General features: G+C 60.2%; 13 protein-coding genes. 7 read left to right on the forward strand and 6 right to left on the reverse strand.

All coding sequences use genetic code 11. The features are described 5' to 3' along the window. The first annotated feature begins 701 nt into the window (after nt 1–701). A complete protein-coding gene (locus NKI96_RS24265; RefSeq protein WP_023727427.1) occupies nt 702–1,610 on the forward strand; it encodes a helix-turn-helix domain-containing protein in 909 nt (302 codons plus the stop codon). A gap of 251 nt (nt 1,611–1,861) precedes the next feature. Here NKI96_RS24265 and NKI96_RS24270 read toward each other — a convergent pair whose 3' ends face one another. Then, on the reverse strand, nt 1,862–3,316 hold the full coding sequence (locus NKI96_RS24270) for an NAD-dependent succinate-semialdehyde dehydrogenase (RefSeq protein WP_023727428.1): 1,455 nt from the start codon (nt 3,314–3,316) through the stop codon (nt 1,862–1,864). 10 nt (nt 3,317–3,326) lie between these two features. After that, nucleotides 3,327–4,613 carry a 4-aminobutyrate--2-oxoglutarate transaminase gene (gene gabT, locus NKI96_RS24275; RefSeq protein ID WP_352806570.1) on the reverse strand — a complete coding sequence of 429 codons (1,287 nt, stop codon included), beginning with the start codon at nt 4,611–4,613 and terminating at the stop codon, nt 3,327–3,329. A gap of 103 nt (nt 4,614–4,716) precedes the next feature. On the opposite strand from gabT, the gene NKI96_RS24280 reads away from it, so the two are divergent. Beyond that, nucleotides 4,717–5,652 (forward strand): LysR substrate-binding domain-containing protein, encoded by a 936-nt coding sequence (locus NKI96_RS24280; RefSeq protein WP_245275112.1) that lies wholly within the window; start codon nt 4,717–4,719, stop codon nt 5,650–5,652. Nucleotides 5,653–6,319: 667 nt separating this feature from the next. Here NKI96_RS24280 and tmk read toward each other — a convergent pair. Beyond that, nucleotides 6,320–6,970: a dTMP kinase gene (gene tmk / locus NKI96_RS24285; protein WP_023727431.1), complete on the reverse strand. Its 651-nt coding sequence runs from the start codon at nt 6,968–6,970 to the stop codon at nt 6,320–6,322. 45 nt (nt 6,971–7,015) lie between these two features. Here tmk and NKI96_RS24290 point away from each other — a divergent pair, with 45 nt between their 5' ends. Together NKI96_RS24290 and NKI96_RS24295 are read left to right on the forward strand one after the other, a co-directional pair. Next, the gene (locus NKI96_RS24290) at nt 7,016–8,434 is read left to right on the forward strand and encodes a B12-binding domain-containing radical SAM protein (protein ID WP_023727432.1); all 1,419 of its coding nucleotides are present in this window, start codon (nt 7,016–7,018) and stop codon (nt 8,432–8,434) included. Between the two features lie 30 nt (nt 8,435–8,464). Then, nucleotides 8,465–9,898, forward strand: coding sequence for an HD domain-containing protein (locus NKI96_RS24295; RefSeq protein WP_023727433.1), 1,434 nt, complete (start codon nt 8,465–8,467; stop codon nt 9,896–9,898). Between the two features lie 195 nt (nt 9,899–10,093). Here NKI96_RS24295 and NKI96_RS24300 read toward each other — a convergent pair whose 3' ends face one another. The 3 genes from NKI96_RS24300 to NKI96_RS24310 are packed head-to-tail and all read right to left on the reverse strand — an operon-like array spanning nt 10,094 to nt 11,898. Next, a complete protein-coding gene (locus NKI96_RS24300) occupies nt 10,094–10,867 on the reverse strand; it encodes an ImmA/IrrE family metallo-endopeptidase (protein ID WP_352762276.1) in 774 nt (257 codons plus the stop codon). Next, nucleotides 10,864–11,256 (reverse strand): hypothetical protein, encoded by a 393-nt coding sequence (locus tag NKI96_RS24305; protein WP_023727435.1) that lies wholly within the window; start codon nt 11,254–11,256, stop codon nt 10,864–10,866. Before NKI96_RS24305 ends, NKI96_RS24300 begins: the two co-directional genes overlap by 4 nt. A 24-nt stretch (nt 11,257–11,280) precedes the next feature. Further along, a complete protein-coding gene (locus tag NKI96_RS24310; RefSeq protein ID WP_023740269.1) occupies nt 11,281–11,898 on the reverse strand; it encodes a hypothetical protein in 618 nt (205 codons plus the stop codon). A 247-nt stretch (nt 11,899–12,145) separates the two neighbouring features. Between NKI96_RS24310 and NKI96_RS24315 the strand changes: the two genes are divergently transcribed. From NKI96_RS24315 to NKI96_RS24325, 3 genes are read left to right on the forward strand one after another with little or no spacing between them, the layout of a single operon-like run. Next, a complete protein-coding gene (locus NKI96_RS24315; RefSeq protein ID WP_245275114.1) occupies nt 12,146–13,303 on the forward strand; it encodes a nucleotidyltransferase domain-containing protein in 1,158 nt (385 codons plus the stop codon). After that, entirely contained in the window at nt 13,296–13,736 is a 441-nt protein-coding gene (locus NKI96_RS24320; RefSeq protein WP_023740268.1) for a type II CBASS E2 protein, read from the forward strand. Before NKI96_RS24315 ends, NKI96_RS24320 begins: the two co-directional genes overlap by 8 nt. Continuing rightward, nucleotides 13,693–14,775 carry a CBASS cGAMP-activated phospholipase gene (locus NKI96_RS24325; RefSeq protein WP_352806577.1) on the forward strand — a complete coding sequence of 361 codons (1,083 nt, stop codon included), beginning with the start codon at nt 13,693–13,695 and terminating at the stop codon, nt 14,773–14,775. Before NKI96_RS24320 ends, NKI96_RS24325 begins: the two co-directional genes overlap by 44 nt. The last annotated feature ends 210 nt before the right edge of the window (nt 14,776–14,985 follow it).

The following is a 14,985-nucleotide window of genomic DNA, read 5'->3' on the forward strand; positions in this document are numbered from 1 at the left end:
CTCACTGGTGCGCATCGCTATGCCTCTCAGATCTGCCCGACAAACATGATCTCGCCGGCTTCGCGTCCTGGGCGCTTGATCTGCATTCTACTATCTCCTCAGGCGGTAGGTGACGATTGATTGATGCACCCCGAGAGTTGGGCACCGCATGCTTCTGGCCTGGTGCCATCACAGCAGGTCAATTTTGCAGAGAATAGGAGTGGGAGGGGGCACCGTATATCACCACAGTGAACGGTGACTTTTCCGAGGGCGCACGGGCTCCAGGCACGCAATTGGTGAGGGTACCAGATTTGAACCGCTGTAAAGCGGCGTCGCCCATGGAAGGCCCAGGGTTCCTTAGGTCGGCAGCCCGGGGGTCAAAGCGCAACCTAAGAAAGACCGGGCGCGTCGAGCTGTCAGGGTGTTGCGGCCGAGACCTCAGCGCTGCGTCCTCCCTCAAGTCTCGATATTGACAAGACGGATCAAAAAGGGAATTGCCGACGCTTTTCACGCTGTGGGTCTGCACCGTTGGCGATGACCCGCGGCCGATTGATGCCTGGATTAAGGCCGCAGGGTCCCGACTTGCTTGACCTGGGGTGTGGCTTGCTACTACCGTTGCTGACCGTGCGCGGGAGCAGTGGAGCGTGCAGCCTTTAACCAAAACATTGTTCACAACTCGAGAGGCGAGACAGGGTCGTAGCGCACAGCTTTGGTGCGACTACATGCAGGAAGTCTACTTCCCACTGGAATGCACTCCCACGGATCCGGCCTCGTTTGAGGGCAGCCTCACTGCCTTGCAGCTTCATAAAATCGGGATCTCAAAATTCTCGGCCAATGCCGTTCGAACTGTACGTCGCCATCAGTCGACCGATACCGAAGATGTGATATTCATCTTTCCAACAAGGGAACGCGAGCGTTTTGGCCAACGTGGCATTGAAGCCGACGTTGGACCTGGAGAAATGTATATTCTGAATTCTTCCGAGGGTTATTGGACCCAAATCGGAAACGAAACACAGAATGTCACAATCAAAGTGCCTGCTAATTTCATCCGCGAGCGGCTTCCCTTCCTCGACGATAGGTACGGGCGTCGAGACGTAGCAAATGCAGGTCTGGTGCCCATTGTAGCGCAATTGGCTCTGCAAACTTTTCATATGGTGCCGTCGCTCGATGCCAGCGTTCTGAAACGCACCGAAGACAACATTCTCGATCTGATGTGCCTCATGCTGGAGACTCGTGACGTTCGCGACATCCCCGAGAGCACCACGGCGGCTGTGTCCGACGTTACGTTCCAGCGGCTTTCGGCTTTCCTCTCATACCACTTCGGGGACCCGGACCTAGCTCCCGAGCACGCGGCCAACTCGTTGCGGGTTTCGCCGCGCTACGTCCACAAAGTCTTTCAGATACACGGGACCACGTTCGGCCGCGAGCTCTTGAGGCTTCGACTTCGCGAAGCGGACCGCCTCTTGAGATCGTCTTCTGTGCGCAGCTCGTCGCCCGTTCCGATTGCCGAGATTGCTTACTCTTGTGGTTTTTGCAGCCAGTCACATTTCGCCGTCCGCTACAAAGAGTACTACGGGATGACCCCAAGTGAGCGCCGGCTAGGTGGTTCACACCTCGCTAAGGTCGATTAGAGGGTCCGTGCAAAATGTTCTCACGCCGAGGCTGAAGTTGCGGTCGGCATTCGTCAGCGTCTCCTTACCCGCACCGACCAAGCGGCATCCCGACGGCCGCCCGCGCTCGGCGAATCAGATCGCTGACAAAACGCGTCCTGGGATCATGGTGGGATATCAATGGGCTGTGGGCGACCTGTCAGTCCGCGGCCCCCACGCGGCCACCCATCGGCCAAGTGATCACGACCGGTCTTCTTCTTCATACGGCGAAGTCACTCGGCTGCCAGTCCGCCCATGCATGCATATTTGAGTTCTGTAAATTCCAGGATGCCGTGGGACGATCCTTCACGGGAGTTGCCGCTCTCCTTGACGCCGCCAAAGGGTGCGAGTTCGGTCGAGATCAATCCGGTGTTAATGCCGACCATGCCGTATTCAAGTCGCTCCATAACACGGAAGATGCGGCCCACGTCCCGTGCGTAGAAATAGGCCGCGAGGCCAGTCTCTGTGTCATTGGCCGCTGCGACGACCTCGTCATCCGTCTCGAAGCGGAACACCGGCGCTAGTGGGCCGAAGGTTTCCTCTTGCGCCAAAGTCATTTCTGCCGTCACGCCGGTAAGAATCGTGGGCTGGAAGAAGGTGTGTCCGAGAGCATGCCTGCCGCCACCCGTGGCAACATTTGCGCCCTTGGCAAGCGCGTCGGCAATATGCGCCTCGACCTTGCGGACCGCCGCCTCAGTGATCAATGGCCCCTGATTGACACCCTCGCTGAACCCGTCGCCGATTTTGAGGGCGTCGACGCGTAATGTCAGCTTGTCCACAAAGGCGTCGTGCACCGTGGACTGCACGTAAATGCGATTGGTGCATACGCAGGTCTGGCCCATATTTCGAAACTTGGACAGCATGGCACCGTCCACCGCGGCGTCCAGGTCTGCATCATCGAAAACGATGAAAGGGGCATTGCCGCCTAGTTCGAGAGCCACTTTCTTGACAGTCGTGGAGGCTTGCGCCATCAGCAATTTGCCCACCGGTGTCGAGCCAGTGAAGCCGACCAGTCGTACCTTAGGATGGCTGGTGAGCACGCCGCCAATAGCACGCGCATCGCCGGTCACGACATTGACGGTCCCTGCCGGAAAGCCAGCACGATGAGCGAGTTCGGCCAGTGCCAACGCCGTCAACGGCGTCTCAAGGGCCGGCTTGACCACAACGGTGCAACCAGCAGCCAACGCTGGTGCAATCTTGCGGGTGATCATCGCTGCGGGGAAGTTCCACGGGGTGATTGCCGCCACCACTCCGATCGGCTGGCGTAACACCATGATGCGGGCATCGGCACGATGCGACGGCAGCACTTCGCCCGCGATGCGCTTGGCTTCTTCGGCATAAAACTCAACGTAGGACGCCGCGTAGTCGATCTCGCCCAAGGATTCGGCAAAAGGCTTGCCCTGCTCGGTTGTCAGAATGGTTGCAAGATCCTGGCGGTTGGCAAGAATCAGGTCGAACCACTTGCGCAAAATGACGCTGCGTTCCTTTGCCGTCCTTGCGGCCCAGGGGTGGAACGCCACAGAAGCGGCATCTACAGCGGCGGTCGCTTCAGCCGCCCCTTGGTTCGGCACCCATCCGATCACGTCCCCGGTGGCGGGATTCGTCACATTCACGCTGGGCGTGCCGGAGTAGGCACCGTTGATATACGCCTGTGATTTCAGAAGGCTGGGATCGTTGAGGGCGCGCATTTTGACTCGATCAGACATTGGCAGATGCAAGAGCCTTACCGAGCATGGCAAGTCCCTCGTCGAGGAGGGCATCGCTGATGGTCAGAGGGTTTAGGATGCGGATCGTATTGCCTCCAACACCGCACGAAAGAAGGATCACGCCTTCGGCCAAAGCCGCTTGGATCACGCGCTTGGTGGCATCTGGGTCTGGCCTGAAGCCGCCTCGCTCCCTCACGACGTCGAAGGCCACCATAGCACCCGGGCCGCGGACTGCGGCGATCGGCACGACGTTGTTCCGCGTTGCGAAGCCATCGAGAGCGGCCTTGATCTTGCCGCCGAGGATCTTGGCGCGTTCCAGCAGGTTCTCCTCGAGGATGACATCGAGTACGGCAAGTGCGGCCGCACAAGCTACCGGGCTGCCGGCGTAAGTACCGCCTAGGCCGCCAGGTTCGACCGTGTCCATGATCGCCGCCCGACCGATCACTCCGGACAGCGGGAATCCGCCCGCCAGCGATTTTGCGACGGTCACCAGATCGGGCTCAACTCCGGAGTTCTCGATGCCGAACATTTTGCCAGTACGCGCGAAACCGGTCTGGATCTCGTCTGCGATCAGCAGGATGCCGTGCTTGTCGCAGGTCGCGCGAAGAGCCACCAGCAGTTCGGTCGGTGCAGGGAGGAAGCCGCCTTCGCCTTGCACAGGCTCGATGATGATAGCCGCGACATCGGTCGGATCAATATCCGCGCGGAACAGGAAATCCATCGCCTTGATCGTGTCGGCAACAGTAACCCCCTGGTCTTCTGCGGGGAACGGCAGATGATAGATGCCGGGCGGGGATACGCCAAACTTCTTCTTGTACGGCACGACCTTGCCGGTCAGCGCCATGGTTAGCGTCGTGCGGCCGTGGAAGCCTCCGGCAAAGGCGATGACACCTGGTCGGCCGGTCGCAGCGCGGGCAATCTTGATGGCGTTTTCGACGGCCTCGGCACCGGTTGAGAAAAGCACCGACTTGGCGTCGCCGCTGAACGGCGCCAAGGCGTTGAGGCGCTCGCAGACCTCGATGTAGGGCTCATAGGGGAGCACCTGAAAGGCCGTATGCGTGTAGGCTTCGAGCTGCCGAGCAACCGCAGCCATCACCTTGGGATGACGGTGACCGGTATTGAGCACGGCAATGCCACCGGCGAAATCAATGAAGCGGTGCCCTTCGACATCCCAAATCTCAGAACCCTCCGCGCGCTGCGGATAGACCGGGAAGGCGTTGGCAATTCCGCGCGGAATGGCAGCACCGCGACGAGCATGGAGAGAAGCATTCTTTGTCATGGAGACCCCTTGTCTGCTGAGAAAATACGGCCAACACGGCACCTAGGAAAAGCAGATGGATTGAACTACCGTGGTGCATCAGAAGCACCACTCGGACTTCCCTATGGCACCGAAATCCCCAGAAACGAGCCCTCACGCTCACCGGCTTCCCCCGTTGGTCATGGTGCGTGCTTTTGAAGCCGCAGGGCGCACAGGCAGCATGCGCAGAGCGGCCGAAGACATCGGCGTCAGCCACACTGTGATTAGCCGCCACGTCCGAAACCTCGAACATTGGCTTGGTCGCACCCTTGTCCGCGCGGGTCCCCGCGGCGTCGAGTTGACGGCCGAGGGCGAAAGCTTCCTCGCCACCGTGTCCCGGGCCCTCGGGGCCATCGCCCATGCCGCACACGAACTCCGCCCATCGCACAAGCGCGGACAGTTACGCATATGGTGCATCGCGGGCTTGGCGACGCGCTGGCTCACACCACGCTTGTCCGCCCTCGAACGCGCATTAGAAGGCGCTGATATCGAGCTTCGCGCGACCGATAGCAAACCCGATTTCGCCCGCGCAGAGGCCGACGTCTCGATCGGCTTCAACGTGCTCGAGCGACTTCCCCAGGGTGCGATGCACCTCATCAGGCCCCGCATGTTTCCGGTGGCTGGACGAGATTGGCTCGACCGGCATGGCATACCGGCTGATCTGACCGAATTGGCCAGGTCGCCGCTACTACACGAAGGCAACCACATGCAATGGACCAATTGGTTCGAAGCTGTCGGCGAGCCCCTCAGTCATCGCCTTCTTGGCCCACGCCTGTCGGACGCCAGCATCAGCTATGATGCAGCGCTTGCCGGCCAGGGCATTGCCCTTGTAAACGCGCTGATGGCTGCCGACGAACTCGCAAGTGGGCGTCTGGTCGAGCTGTTCGACACCAACGTCGAGCTAGGAACTTATTATTTGCTGACGGCCCCGAACCGGTCTGGCGACCCTCTCGTTGGGGTCTTCAAGGATTGGATTGCCGACAACATCCGCCGATCGACTACTGGTGACCCGGCCCATTAGCACAAGGTCACACCAGTCGACACTGTGCCACTTCTCACTGGTGAAGACCATCCAAGAGTGGTGCCTCGTCGCGGAACTTTGCCGCGCTAGGCTCCAGGCTCCTGAGCAAGGGTGACCAACACACTTCTGGCGGTTTGCCCACAGCCGCGATGTCAGCTTTCGGGAGATCACCCAGTTCTGCTGAACGGCCGACTTGAGGCGCAAAGCAGCTATTCGCTGAAGCTTGGTCAGACTGAATGTCTGAAATGCGCCTCGAAGGCGACATCAAGAGTCGGCGTACCGAACGTCCTGGTTTGGGGGCCGATAGCGGAATGGCGGCTTTTGGGCGGCCGACCAACCAAAGCTGTCGTTTAGCCAATTGAGGGCCAAGAAATGTTGGTGCCGCTCTGCGTGAATTGGCAACACGTCGTACATCATCGAGATGAGGCATCGCGCTAGGATACACGCGGAGGCCACCTTTTGCGCTTCTAGCAGCACGACGGCGTCGTCGAAAAGGTCGATGACCCGATTGTTGATCGAGCGGGCGAAGTTGACAAAAAGTATTCCGGCGGAACCGAGATCCGTCTTTCCGTAGAACTCGACGGTGCGCTTGGTTATGCAGGCCCGCGTCGACTTCGAGCAGGATGCTCTCTGTAGCCGCCCAGAAAGTCCTTCACGTCCGCTTCGCTCACAACCCGTATCGACCGTGGCGCCCTGCGTCGACGAGCCCGGCGCGTAGAACCACCGACAGGATCCTCTCCGAAACCTTGCCGGGCATTTGGGCCGCATCCAAAACGTGGCACCGGCCGGGGTCGCGCTTGGCGGCGGTCAGCAGTCCCTCGCGGATCCGCGCGAAGTCCCTGGTCGCCTCGGAAGGATCCGGTCCGCCCGAGCCGCCGCGGGCAGAGCGCCGCTCAAGGGCGGCAGCCGGATCGATATCGAGCACGAAGGTCAGGTCGGGCATGGTTCCGCCGACGACGACCTCGGCGACCTGGGTGAACAACTGCTCGGGAACGTCGGAGCCGTAGACCTGAAACGCATAGGTCGAGTCCAGGAACCGATCGCTGACGACCCAGGCACCCGCGTCCAGCGCGGGGCGGATCACGCTTCTGACATGGTCCACCCGCGCCGCTGATATCAGCAACATCTCCTCAAGGGGCGACAGTCGGCTAGGCCTCGGCTCCACCAAGATGCTCCGTACCCCCGCCCCGATCCAACCGCCGTCCGGCTCCTTGGTCTTGACAACCTGCAAGTCCATCGCGAGAAGCGAGGCGGTCAGATACTCGACCTGTAATGACTTTCCGCTGCCGTCGATGCCCTCGATACTTACAAACGGCATTGCGCCCTCCTATGTACTGCTGCCGGAGTTTTGGAAGCGGTCCGAATGATTAGATCCAGCGTCGTCAATTTTGTCTCAGCCGGCATGCTCTCGCCCAAGAAGCGCGACCACGCGTTGGCCCGCCGGCAGCTGTATCTGAACTACGGCGCCCTGTCTTTGGCTACCAAGCTGCAATTGGCCGGTCACGACGTCGCTCTCTTCCACGGCGAGCATCGTGATCCCGAGGAGGTGTTTCGCCGGTTGCGGGAGAACGGTCGCTTTCCGTCGATCTATCCGCTTATGGTTTCCATCCCCAGTTTCTACGCGTTGCCGTGGGCACAGGCGTTCTGCAGGTTGGCGAAGGAGGTCGACTCCGAATGCCGCATCGTCGTCGGCGGGCGGTGGGTCGTCGGACCCGATCCCGAATGGCTTCGGAGACTTTTGCCCGAAGCAGACGTACTGGCCCCGGGCCTCAGCGAAGGTGTCATCGAGCAGCTTCTGACCGAAAGTCCCGTGTTGAAGCGTGTAGCCGAGCCGACGCCCGGTTTCACGCTGAACCATCTGCTCGTCGACGGCTATCGCCGATACCAGCCCAGCGTGGAAGCGTCGCGCGGTTGCGGCATGGGCTGCGTTTTCTGCGAGGAGCGGGACATTAAGGTCGAGAAGTTGGGCGACGCAGCCGCTTTGGCCGCATCCATGGCGTTGGTCAGCGAGCAATACGGCGGTGAGGAGATCCGGCCCTATCTGCAGTCGTCAATGTTCATGCCCACTGCGCGTTGGGCGGCCGGATTGGCGGACGAAGCTGCAAGGATCGGGCTCGACATGGCCTGGCGCACCGAGACAAGGGTCGACGCCATGACCCCGCAGACGCTGGCCTCGCTTGCGGGCTCGGGCTTGCGGGTGATCGATCTGGGCCTCGAGACCGCCTCGCCCCGCCAGATCCTGGCGATGAACAAGACGGGCGACCCCGACCGCTATCTGCGTCGGGCGTCGGAATTGCTGGAAGCTTGCCGGAAGCATGGCGTGATGGCGAAGGTCAACGTGCTGCTTTATGCGGGCGAGACCGAGGAGACCGTGGCCGAGACGACGAGTTGGCTCGACGCACACGCCGGTTCCATCGCCGGGGTGTCGGTCGGACCCGTCATCGCCTACGGTCCGCCCAAGACGGCCGGAGTTTTGCTCGACAACTGGCGCGCTCTCGGTGCGCAGCCGGTGGACGAGACTGCCGCGGTCACCACCGGGATAACGACCATGCACCTCAGCGCCGACTTTCCCGCGGAGGCCGCGGAAGCCGCGAGCCAGCGGCTGGCCCGCAGGTACATGGACGATGACGCCTATTTCGCGCTCAAGAGCTTTTCATACTACCCGCGGAATTACGGTCGCGCCGATTTTGACCGCGACGTCGCCGCGTCCGACCCGTCGGCGCTGCCATTCACTCTCCGTCGGCGTGAAACCGGCTCGCTGGCAGAATATGACTGGATTTAGATAACGCAATTTTCGACTGAGGAGGATTTCATGACCAAGATGATCAAGGACCCGATCCACGGGTCGATCGAGTTCGAAGGGGAGTCGGAGCTTCAGCTAAAGTCAATGCTCGCCGACCCGTTTTTCCAGCGTCTGCGCCGTGTCAAGCAACTCGGCTTTTCCGACTACGTCTTCCCCTCGGCCGCCCATTCCCGGTTCGCCCACTCGCTGGGTGTCTACTCGGTAGCCAAGCGCATGTTGTCCGTCGTGGAGCCGGAGGCACGGAACGGCGAATGGACCCCGAAAGGACGGGCTTGCTTGGCGGCTGCTCTTCTCCACGACATCGGCCACGGCATGTTCAGCCATGCGTTCGAAAGTGCGATGGAGCTGTTCGTGGAGCGCAATCCACAACCGGAGGACGGCGCCCTTCAAGCCGCGGTGAACCACGAAAAGGTCGGTCAAAAGATCATCACGGATTCTTCCATCGCCATGACGCTGACCGAGATGGGCGGCCCCGACTTTCCTTCCATGGTGGCCGGCATGATCAATAAGGCAGACAAGAGGTGCGTATACACCTCGCTCGTTTCCAGCCAGTTGGACGCCGATCGCCTCGACTACGCCAAGCGCGACCCCTATTTTGCCGGCGTTTCCTCGGGCGGCCTTGATCTCGACTGGCTGATCCGCAATTTCCAGGTCGGCTCCGGAGAGAACGGCCAATTCCTGTACGTAAACAGCAAAGCCTACATCTCGTTAGAACAGTTCACAGTGACGTTGTTCCAACTGTATCCCACCCTGTACCTGCACAAGAGGACGCGGGGTCTTGAATACATGTTCTCACTGCTGATGAGTCGCGTATTTGAGCGTTTCGCGGAGGGCGACGAAAAGCTCGCCGGCCTGTCGTCGAGCCACCCGCTTGTCCGCTTCTTCAGGGATCCCGAGCGGCTCGAGAATGCACTGCTTCTCGACGACACACTGTTTTGGGGCTCGCTGCACCTCTTCCAGGAAGCGAGGGACAAGTCGATCAGCACGGTTGCCGACCGCATCACATCGCGCAAATTCTACCCCATGCTCGATGTCTGGAAACTCGCGGACGAGGTCGCAGCCAAGGACGGCACGATGAAAGGTCTCGACGCCGCCAAGCGCGTGGGCGTGCTGCACAAGGTCTGCGAGAAAGTTTCGCAAGACCTTCGCAAGAAGGACGGGCTGTGGACGGAAGCATGTTACTACGACAGGTATCCGCGCCCGATCTACAAGCCGCTTGGCGCCGAAGGCGGGCACCCGCAGCAGATCAACGTGGAAGTCGGCGGCAAGATCGTCGACATCGCGTCGATCTCGCCGATCGTCGCCAGCGCCGCCAGCTTTAACATCCATCGCATCTACTTCGACGACGTCGACGAAGGCCTGCAAGACCGGCTAGCGTCGGAAATCCGATCAAGCATCCGAAGAGAGCTCGCGGAGGCGGCGGAGAACGGTTTCCGCGTCTAGATTTCGAGGGCGGCGGATCCCGGACCTCATCGGTCCGAGGTTATGGCCGCCATAGTCGATGCCGATGAATGTGATGTCCCGCGGCCATGACTGGGTGGGGCCGTCAGCGGAAGGTGCGCTTTTGGTACCGTAGCTTAGAAAATAACTGATCATCATCCTGGAAATGCGGTCAACCACCGAATAATTGGCACTCGGTCAGCCAGCCATCCTTTCGGGCAGATTCAGGATCGTAACCACGTCGCCAGTTGGTAGCTTGAATGATTGCTCGGTGATCTCGAACTCAGCTGCCGAGTGATGATCGAACCATGCGTCCGCGCCGATCTTCCGCGGGAAACCCTCTGTTCGAGCATCATTGCCGTACATCATTGTGAACGCGAACGAGCCCGAATCGAGGTCCTCGCGAGCAAACCAGCGACGCTGCATCGAGGGAGCCCGCGTGACCCAAGGCTTGCCGGATGCGCGGTGAGTGACGACCATGCTGCAAGGGAACTGATCGCTATCGATCATCCTGATTAAGGTTGCGGTCAGGCTCGCTGAGAAGAGCGCGGCTACGGCCCGCAGCGCATTGATGTCCAAGCGCTTGTGCAGGCGCACCGCAGGCTTGAAGAGATACCACGGCATGAGAAGATCGGCGGCGTATGCGTCGGCGGCCCGCTCTTTTGTCGCTTGTTCGTTCCTGTAGTTCCCGATATCAGCCGCGCGACACACGGCACACTGTCCGCGATGATGCGCCCAATGCCCAAGTTCGTGTCCGATCGAGAATCGCCGCCGCTCTGGAGGCGAGGCGGCGTTCACAGAGATGATCGCCTTGTCGTCAAGCCCGATGATGCGGGCCTCGCAATTAACCAAGGGACGAACCTTGATCTTGGCACCGACGTGCCACGCGATCGCTTCGAGATCAATATCTTTGGGCTCGTCGATGCCCAAAGACTGAAGCAGGCCTTCGGCTCTTGTTGGCCGTTTCATCATTTGCCGCTATTGTCGTCGCGATCGCGCTCAAGCTCGGCAATGTCTTCGAGCATACCATCATCGTCCTCATTGCCACCCTGACCAAAGCGGGCGGCGAGCGTCAGATTAGCGTCGTCATCATTGGCTCCGGTCCTCAGCGAGGTGAGCCGCCGCTTTGCGTGTCCCATTTCCGAGTCGGAAATAGGGGCGGACGCGAACACGTCCGAACGAACTGCCTGTCGTGCCGCTTCGAGCTTACGTTTGGCCAGCTGCGAGCGTCCGGCTGCAACCGCAGCGTCGAAGGCTCTGACTTCGGCTTCATCTACCGGCTCGTCATCCTTGCCATGCACGATCTCGTCGATCAGGAACTCGTGCAGGTGGCCGAGCCACTCTCTATCTTTCCCTGACATGCGGACCTTCCAATCTGCTTAGCGCTAGCGCGCTACCCTTGACAGCCTCTTACCGAGTTGTAGCATCTGCCTCCTGAAGCGCCTGCGAACCGTCGCCAGCGCAACTGTGTCCATACCCATCCATTCGGCCAAGTCCTTTCCGATGAACGAGGCGGACATGCCCTCGAAAAGCAACTCGAACTCCGCATCGCCGGCGATGTCGGCAAGCAGCGCCTTCCGATATTCGTCTGGATCCATTCGATCGGTGACTTCGTCGGTATCGGCGATGGCCTTGTCGATCTTAATGCTCCCATGATCGGCGTCGTGTTCGACGACGCCATACTTGCCCTTTTCCTTCCCGGAACCCATGCGCCGGATCCGTGCGCGTTCCGTGACGAAGTGACGGTCGGAAGCCAGACTCTTGATCGTGCCCATCAGAACCGGAAACAGGTCGTTATTGTCGCTTAGGCGCGTACGGCGCCCGTCGCACATCCTCACGAAGGCCTCGTTGATCAGTTCGTGAGCGTCGGCAAGGCACGCCGCCGAACATTTGACGGCAAACTGATAAGCGTCCCGCTTTTGGACAGACGTCATCCGATCAAAGAACTCGCTTACCTCCTCTTCCGAGCAAGGTATGCGCTTAATGCCGATTTCGGCATCCATTCGACGTCTCCCACAACATCCCGTCGGCTCTCCTCATGAATGTTATGCGCGCACCAAAACGGATTCAGACAAAAAATAAAATTGTCTGAATTCCGAGGTCCCGCGCCTTTCTTTTAGAGCGCCCCCAAGCATTTCCGAAACCTTCGAATTCAGGAACATAACTATGACTACATTCGCATACCAGGGGAAGAACCCCTTTGAAGATCCGCTTGATCGCATCCTGGCGGAAATCGCCTTCAGCGTTCAGTTGCCGCCGTTCCTCCATGGCAAGGCCTGCCAGCGCTACAAGGCTGTGCGCGAGTACCTGGAAGGCACGACGTCGTTCCATGATCAGATCGAGCACTTCTATGTACAGGGATCGATGGCGATCGACGCGACTATCTCCACGCGCGGTACCGACGATGAATACGATATCGACATCGTAGCCCAGCTCGGCAGTCAATATCGTCACATGACGCCGCTCGGGATCCTCAAGGCGCTCGCCGCGGCCCTGAAGGACTATCCAGTTCAGAAGATCGTTCAGCAGACCCGCTGCATCACGCTGTTCTACGCCGACAACATGCATCTCGATGTGACGCCGGCGCTTCGCGACTACGGCACCACCGATCGCCAGTCGGCGATCACCCATGCGAAAGGGCCGCTGCCGTCGAATGACGACTGCATGGTACCGATGAACGCATACGGCCATGCGGAATGGTACATGGCGTCGACTCCGAACGAAGAGCGTGTGATCGAAGCCTTCAAGGACCGCTGGTCCGGCGACGATCGTATGAGGATCCGCGCGGACGCCGATGTCGACGAAGTTCCCGATCAGACGCAGTTCGTTGTGAAGAACATGGCAACCGTCGCACTGCAACTGCTGAAGCGCTATCGTAACGTTCGCTATGCAAACTACAGTGGCCGCATCCCGCCGTCGGTGATGCTGTCGTACTTTGCCGGCGCGGCGGCGCTTCCCGACATGAATCTCTCGGACATCTTGATCCGCATCTGCCGGTGGATCATCGGCGAGATCGAGCGGGCGACGATCAACCGTCAGAAGCTTCACGTCGTCAATCCGACCTACAGCGCCGACGTCTTCACCGACCGCTGGCCCGAGAACTTGGATCAGCAGAACCAGTTCGCCCGCTATCTCCACGATCTCGTGGCCGGCATCGAGCGCGCCAAGCGCGGCGAGTTGGACCCCGTCAAGCTTCGCAACTGGCTGCGCGAGATGTTTGGCGACCGCGTGGTGACGCGCGCGGCTGACAGAATGGCGGACGCCACCGGCGCTGGGATCGTGGCAGGGTCGCAGGTCTACAGCAAGAAGGGCAGCATTCTCCTGCCGGCTGCGGCCACGATCGTCACATCGGTGGCTCCGGTCGTCGCCAAGCCGCACACCTTCTTCGGAGATCCGGTTGATGAATAGTCGACCAATCTCGATCGAGGAGCAGGTCGCTTCAATGAAGCGTGACTGGCCCGGCTTTCGGGTCAGTCACCTTTCCCGCCGCGACAGGGCGGCTCGCTGGACCGGTGACCTGAAGCAATTCCAGATCCATCGGATCGAGATCCGTTACCGGGTGGACTATGCGCCCGAGGTGCGGGTTCTGTCTCCGGCTTTGATCAGGCTGCCGGAAAATCCGGAGGGCTCGCTTCCCCATGTCTATGACCGTGACAGCGACCCGAGACTCTGCCTCTACGACCCGCCTGCGGGTGAATGGGATGCAACCATGCACCTGTCCCAGACGATCGTCCCCTGGAGTGCCGATTGGCTCGCCTGCTACGAGTTGTGGCTCATGACCGGGCGCTGGACCGGCGGTGGGCGTCACCCGACCCCTCTTACAGCAGGAGTTGCACCATGACCATCATCCGCCTCGCCGTTCAGACGGCACTCTTCAGCAAACGCGGAAAAGGGAGCCGTGGCCGGAAGGTCGGATCTTCCGCATCCTGTCAATCGATGGCGGCGGCATCAAGGGCGTCTTCGGCGCATCCTATCTCGCCGAGATTGAAAGGCACTTCCTGAACGGGCAGTCGATCGCCAATCATTTCGACATGATCACCGGCACCTCAACTGGCGGCATCATCGCGCTGGCACTCGCCGTAGGCATGACGGCTCGGCAGGCTGCCGCGATCTACACCGAGCGGGGATCTGTCATCTTTCCGAAGGGCAAAGGGATCTTCGATCTCCCACGGTGGTTGCAGCGTCCGAAGCACGACCAGAGCGTCCTGAAGGACGAACTTCTGAACGTGTTCGGCGAGCGTCTTCTGGATGATGCGACGACGCGTCTTGTGATTCCGAGCTTCGAGGGCCGTTACGGCGAGCCCTACATCTACAAGACCCCGCACCACCCCGATTACAAGAAGGATCGGCACGCGAAGGCAGCGTACGTGGCACTCCACACTTCAGCGGCTCCGGGATACTACCCGGGGGTCGAGAACGACGGCCACATAATGATCGACGGGGGCATCTGGGCGAACAACCCTGTCATGAACGCCGTGGTCGATGCGCTCGCCTGTTATGATCTTCCGCGAGAAAACATTCGCATTCTGTCCATCGGCACCGGTGACGAGGTCCTTGGGCTGGACGAAGGCGTTCGGAACGGTGGACTGTGGCGCTGGATCTTTCCCGGCCTGGGAAAGGCGCCGATGATCTTTCGCGCAGCGGCGAAGGCGCAGTCTCACAACGCCCTTGGCCAGGCCTACCTTCTCGTCGGCAAGCAGAATGTCATTCGCATCGATCCGCCAGAGTCGGAAAAGCCGATCGGTCTCGATGATGTCGAGCGCGCGGTAACGGAGCTGCCGCGTTTGGCCCGCTCGCACGCTGAAGCGACCGGGCACTATGTGAATCAGATGTTCCTAGGAGACATAGCGGACCGGTTCATAAAATGCGCGCTGTCATAGTTGCCAAACTGGCCGCTGCTGATCGACGACCGCTCTTGGGATCACCAAATGATCATTCGAACGTCTGGGATGAGACGCAAAGGTGCTCTCGGGGACCTGTCGAATAACCACGAGGGAGCGACATTCGACTGGACTTCATACGGCAAGGAAGCATTGCTGTTTCCGCGCAGCAGAAGAGCAGCGGATTAAGACCGAGCAGAATCTCCAGCC

The sequence above is a fragment of the Mesorhizobium sp. M0292 genome (genome assembly GCF_040321695.1).
GTDB lineage: Bacteria > Pseudomonadota > Alphaproteobacteria > Rhizobiales > Rhizobiaceae > Mesorhizobium.

Coding starts and splice junctions, on each gene's coding strand:
- NKI96_RS24265 (WP_023727427.1), top strand. CDS start 702: ATGCAGGAAGTCTACTTCCCACTGGAATGCACTCCCACGGATCCGGCC.
- NKI96_RS24270 (WP_023727428.1), bottom strand. CDS start 3,316: ATGCGCGCCCTCAACGATCCCAGCCTTCTGAAATCACAGGCGTATATC.
- gabT (WP_352806570.1), bottom strand. CDS start 4,613: ATGACAAAGAATGCTTCTCTCCATGCTCGTCGCGGTGCTGCCATTCCG.
- NKI96_RS24280 (WP_245275112.1), top strand. CDS start 4,717: ATGGCACCGAAATCCCCAGAAACGAGCCCTCACGCTCACCGGCTTCCC.
- tmk (WP_023727431.1), bottom strand. CDS start 6,970: ATGCCGTTTGTAAGTATCGAGGGCATCGACGGCAGCGGAAAGTCATTA.
- NKI96_RS24290 (WP_023727432.1), top strand. CDS start 7,016: ATGATTAGATCCAGCGTCGTCAATTTTGTCTCAGCCGGCATGCTCTCG.
- NKI96_RS24295 (WP_023727433.1), top strand. CDS start 8,465: ATGACCAAGATGATCAAGGACCCGATCCACGGGTCGATCGAGTTCGAA.
- NKI96_RS24300 (WP_352762276.1), bottom strand. CDS start 10,867: ATGATGAAACGGCCAACAAGAGCCGAAGGCCTGCTTCAGTCTTTGGGC.
- NKI96_RS24305 (WP_023727435.1), bottom strand. CDS start 11,256: ATGTCAGGGAAAGATAGAGAGTGGCTCGGCCACCTGCACGAGTTCCTG.
- NKI96_RS24310 (WP_023740269.1), bottom strand. CDS start 11,898: ATGGATGCCGAAATCGGCATTAAGCGCATACCTTGCTCGGAAGAGGAG.
- NKI96_RS24320 (WP_023740268.1), top strand. CDS start 13,296: ATGAATAGTCGACCAATCTCGATCGAGGAGCAGGTCGCTTCAATGAAG.